The organism is Moraxella bovis (assembly GCF_002014975.1).
Taxonomy (GTDB): Bacteria; Pseudomonadota; Gammaproteobacteria; order Pseudomonadales; family Moraxellaceae; genus Moraxella; species Moraxella bovis.
In genome coordinates this window covers 1-3,884 of the sequence record NZ_MUXV01000052.1, presented here as the reverse complement: position 1 = coordinate 3,884, position 3,884 = coordinate 1, and the positions used below count along the sequence as shown (strand labels likewise).

The 3,884-nt window shown below is 40.7% G+C and carries 3 protein-coding genes; all 3 read right to left on the bottom strand.

Annotated features, from left to right (window positions below; genetic code table 11):
* Positions 1-17: 17 nt before the first annotated feature.
* On the bottom strand, positions 18-1,346 hold the full coding sequence (locus B0182_RS11385) for a DUF2931 family protein (RefSeq protein WP_158079705.1): 1,329 nt from the start codon (positions 1,344-1,346) through the stop codon (positions 18-20).
* A gap of 127 nt (positions 1,347-1,473) precedes the next feature.
* On the bottom strand, positions 1,474-3,036 hold the full coding sequence (locus tag B0182_RS11380; protein WP_078275048.1) for a phospholipase effector Tle1 domain-containing protein: 1,563 nt from the start codon (positions 3,034-3,036) through the stop codon (positions 1,474-1,476).
* A 2-nt stretch (positions 3,037-3,038) separates the two neighbouring features.
* Positions 3,039-3,884, bottom strand: an 846-nt coding sequence (locus tag B0182_RS11375) for a DUF2345 domain-containing protein (protein WP_211271646.1), incomplete at its 5' end; no start/stop codon positions are given.

Genomic DNA, 3,884 nt, shown 5'->3' with positions numbered 1-3,884 from the left:
TGGTTCATGGAATGTCCTTAGGGTTGGTTTATTGAGGATAATTCAGGGTCTATTAAGTCCACCTTGGGTTCAGTGATGTACTCATCAAAACCCTCTTGTGGCAAATAGCCATCTTCCTGCACGGGTGCAAGATAATAGTGGTAAGCACCATCTAGGGGTAGTTTTACCCCATTTTTTTCTAGATAGATTTCGCTCATTTTACCACTATTGTCAAGGATAATTTTTAGCGTAGCAAAATCTTCAGATTTAACTGGTTTATCATTATCAGCAAGTGTGCGATTAGAAAAGAAGTACTCAAAGCGCTTTCTAAGATAATCCACATTAGGGTCTTTGTAGATGGTATATCGACCGTTACGTGTCCCATTATCTTTTATGCGTGCATAAGTATCTATTTCAAGAAAATAACGCTGTCCTGTGGGTTTGTCATAAACCCAAGTTTTGATGTTGGACGGCACAGGTTTTAAAGCATGCATCTGTTCTGGCAGACGATCTCTTAGCACCGTATCCCATTCACGACTGATGTAATTAACTGCGTACTCACCTAGCCAGTCACCTGTAGGGTCTATCACTTCAAGCCTCCATGGATACTTAATTTGAATATCATCCATCCACTTTCCTGAGCCGATTGGCATGCCTTTACCTACTTTAAACATCTCGTAATAAGGAGGAGCATCTCTTTTGACTCTTTCAAAATCCGTGTTAAAAAAATACTCTCTGGTAAACTCTTTATTATAGTTGCCGTTTTCATCAAGAGCATAACGCCTATTGCCATCATCCAATACATCTAGCACATAATCTCCCTCTATCTTCTTTGCTTGATAACGCCCTACAATGCGTTTGCTGGTATTGTTGGCATTGTTAACAAAAACAAGCACCCGCCCCTCAGGACCTACATAAAGTTCGATTGCGTTACCAAAAGCAGGGTCGTCTATTCGCCACCCAACTGGAAAATAATCCAAGAAAGTCTCATCAAAAGCTTTTTTAAAGGCTTCTCTGGGCAAATCCGTCTCTAGCTGATAAAACTGGTTTTCAAGCTCGCTATAATAAGTAATGTACATCTCGGCAGGCAGTTGCCAACGTTCAGGAGAGGTGAAATGCGTACCACCAGCACCCATAAGCTTTCTAACCAAGTTCCCTTTGTTATCATAAAAATCTGAATACAGATGCGGGCTATTACGAGATTCCACATATAAAATGCCCAGTCCCACACCTTTTTTTTTGCCACCACGATGATATGCCAAGGTGGCACTATCAACATCCAACTGCCAATTATATTCATAAGGGTCGGTTTGCGCAGGGACACCTGTAGGACTGGTTGGTAAATCAGATTTTGTAGCTTTAGACATTGTGAAGTCTCCGTAAGAAATCATGAACTTAATAGTTAGCACAATCAGTGAGCCACTCACCCACAGTAGTGGCACCAACACCGGTAAGAGCAAAATAAAAATTATCAACCATGGGTTGGGCGATTGTTTAGCCATCATGCACCACCCGATGAGGTTCTAATAACAACAAGTTATCAGCACCCGCTAAAGCTCCCATGGCAACACCTGTGTCTGCAGCCACTTGCTGGGCATCACCAAGGGCGTTTTTTTCAGTCGTATTGCCACGACGCACCTCATAGCCAAACTCTTTTTTGGCAGACCAGTGGATAAATTGATTTCTAAAGGTTTTTAGGTCGCCATAATGCCGACTAAAATCAAAAATACCAAGCTTGGCATGCCAGCCTGTTTCTTGCACTTCTTGTAGCACCTGTGTAGGTATATTAGCAACCAATTCATTGATAACATCATAATCGCTGTAACATTTGCCTTGTATATATTTATCACTAAATATTTCTTTCATACCCCCTTCTTGAACCGCCATCTCATGCATCACTTTGAGAGCAATCATATAGGCATCAAAAGGGATGTTCGTGCGATGAAAATGGGTGTAGCCCATATCGTCATCTCTTGGCAACTCAGTTTCAGTTTGTCCTTGGGTATAAAAACCTTGTTTTGATAACCATTCTGCCAGCTTGTGTTCATAAAAACTGCAACGATATTCTTCATTGATGCCATTGGGGTAGCCTCCACCAATGTCAGAGTGCGCCCCCGGTAAATAGATTTCATAACCAAAACCCGTGAACCTATTATCAACTTTGCCCCCCCCTAATTTAGCACTTTTAATATCTGTCAAAGAGAAATAGGTGCGGTACTCATCTTTGGCACAAATTTGAAAGACTTTAAGAGGATGGGTATTTTTATTAGTGTCAAGAGTTAGATCAAGCTCAACCACATCATCATTAAACTCAGGGAAATGATTCTTATCACTGGTGGGGAGTACAACCGTCCAAGGCATCGGCACCTTTTTAGCAACATTCAAGCCAGCCTTTTTCGTGATATCCCACCCTGCCTCTGATACTGATCTTGAATCAAATGATGATACAGTATCAAACAGTCCAACAAAATTTACCCGAAAGGGGATGCCGATGCCCCAGCCACCCAAATCACGATGTCCTTTAAAATTAGATAAAAAATGCCGAGCTGTCGCCGCTCCACGGCTAAAACCAAAAGCATTTAAGCGAATACGGTTAATTGTAAATTCCTTGCGTTTTGCCTGTATTGCCAGCCTCATTGTTTCAAAAGCATGATTTGCACGACGTGTGATGCCAGTTATTCCAGAACCCATTGCAAAGCCTTGTTGGTCATCTACTCGGTCTTTGGTTGTACCCATACCTTCAACATAAATGTTGATAATGGTATTATTTTTGTTCGTCTGTTGATAGGCGGCCTCATATAAATGTGCCACATTAGAATACGCATTGGTATAACTTTCATAACCTTTGGGGTCTTTTTTAATTTGTCTGCTATACCTTGTTTTATTGTCAATATTATACTTATTGTTTTTTGTCCCATCAAAAAACAAATTGACAGTTAAAACCTCAATGGTGATATTGACTTGAGATTTATGCACTGTATTACTGGGATTGGTTTGCTCAATCCCTTGCTGTGCTGGTTTACTAGGTTTTGTTGGTTTGCCTGTTGTTGTACCCATTCTTACTCCCCCTCATCCTCTTCAATCGTTAATCCCACCGCCTTATTGGCGGTACCTACTCTGATGGTCTCACCTTTTTCGTTGGTGATACCACGATATACTCTGCCGTCATCTGTGGTGATTTTATAAGCAAATCCACTAACAGGATTTCCATTACTATCTGTAATGACGTACATTTCATCATAAGGGTCTTGTGGCAGTTCAAACTCAATCGTATTTGGACTGCTTAGTTCATGTTTGTTGGCATGCACTATCCACTCACCTTTGGTTCCCTGTTCTATCTTGTCAGGTAGTATCTTTATATAATTACCCTGAACATTTAAAACAATTTCTTCCATAGCAGAAATCTCAATTTTTTTACGTTTACTAATTAATCTAAGCACTTCTTCAGCGACAATATCAATATCATTTCTTTGAGCAGATATATTGATGTTGCCACTTGCTGCAATCATTTTGATACCCATATCGTGTGCCAAAATACCAATACCTTTTGCAACACTCGCTAGTAATTTTTTACCAGTTGCTATGTTTAGGTCAGCACCAGATGAAAAAGTGATGTGTTCTGTGGCATATTGATGAATATTCTTCTTTGCCACACCAATGAGGCTAGAGGCTGATGCCAGTAAAATATGAGGCAAGCTAAGCTCTCCTGTATCATCCGTTTCATCTTCATCATATTCATTTTCCTGTGAAGCTTTTATGGTACCATAATCGTCTGATAAGGCAGGTGTGGCAGTTTCTAGCAAGTCCCTATCTTCAGCCATGTAATCAATCATGGCTTGCATGTAAGACGCTTGTTGGTTTTTGGCGGATCTAATTAACATCTCCGCCTCCCCCACATCCTTCAC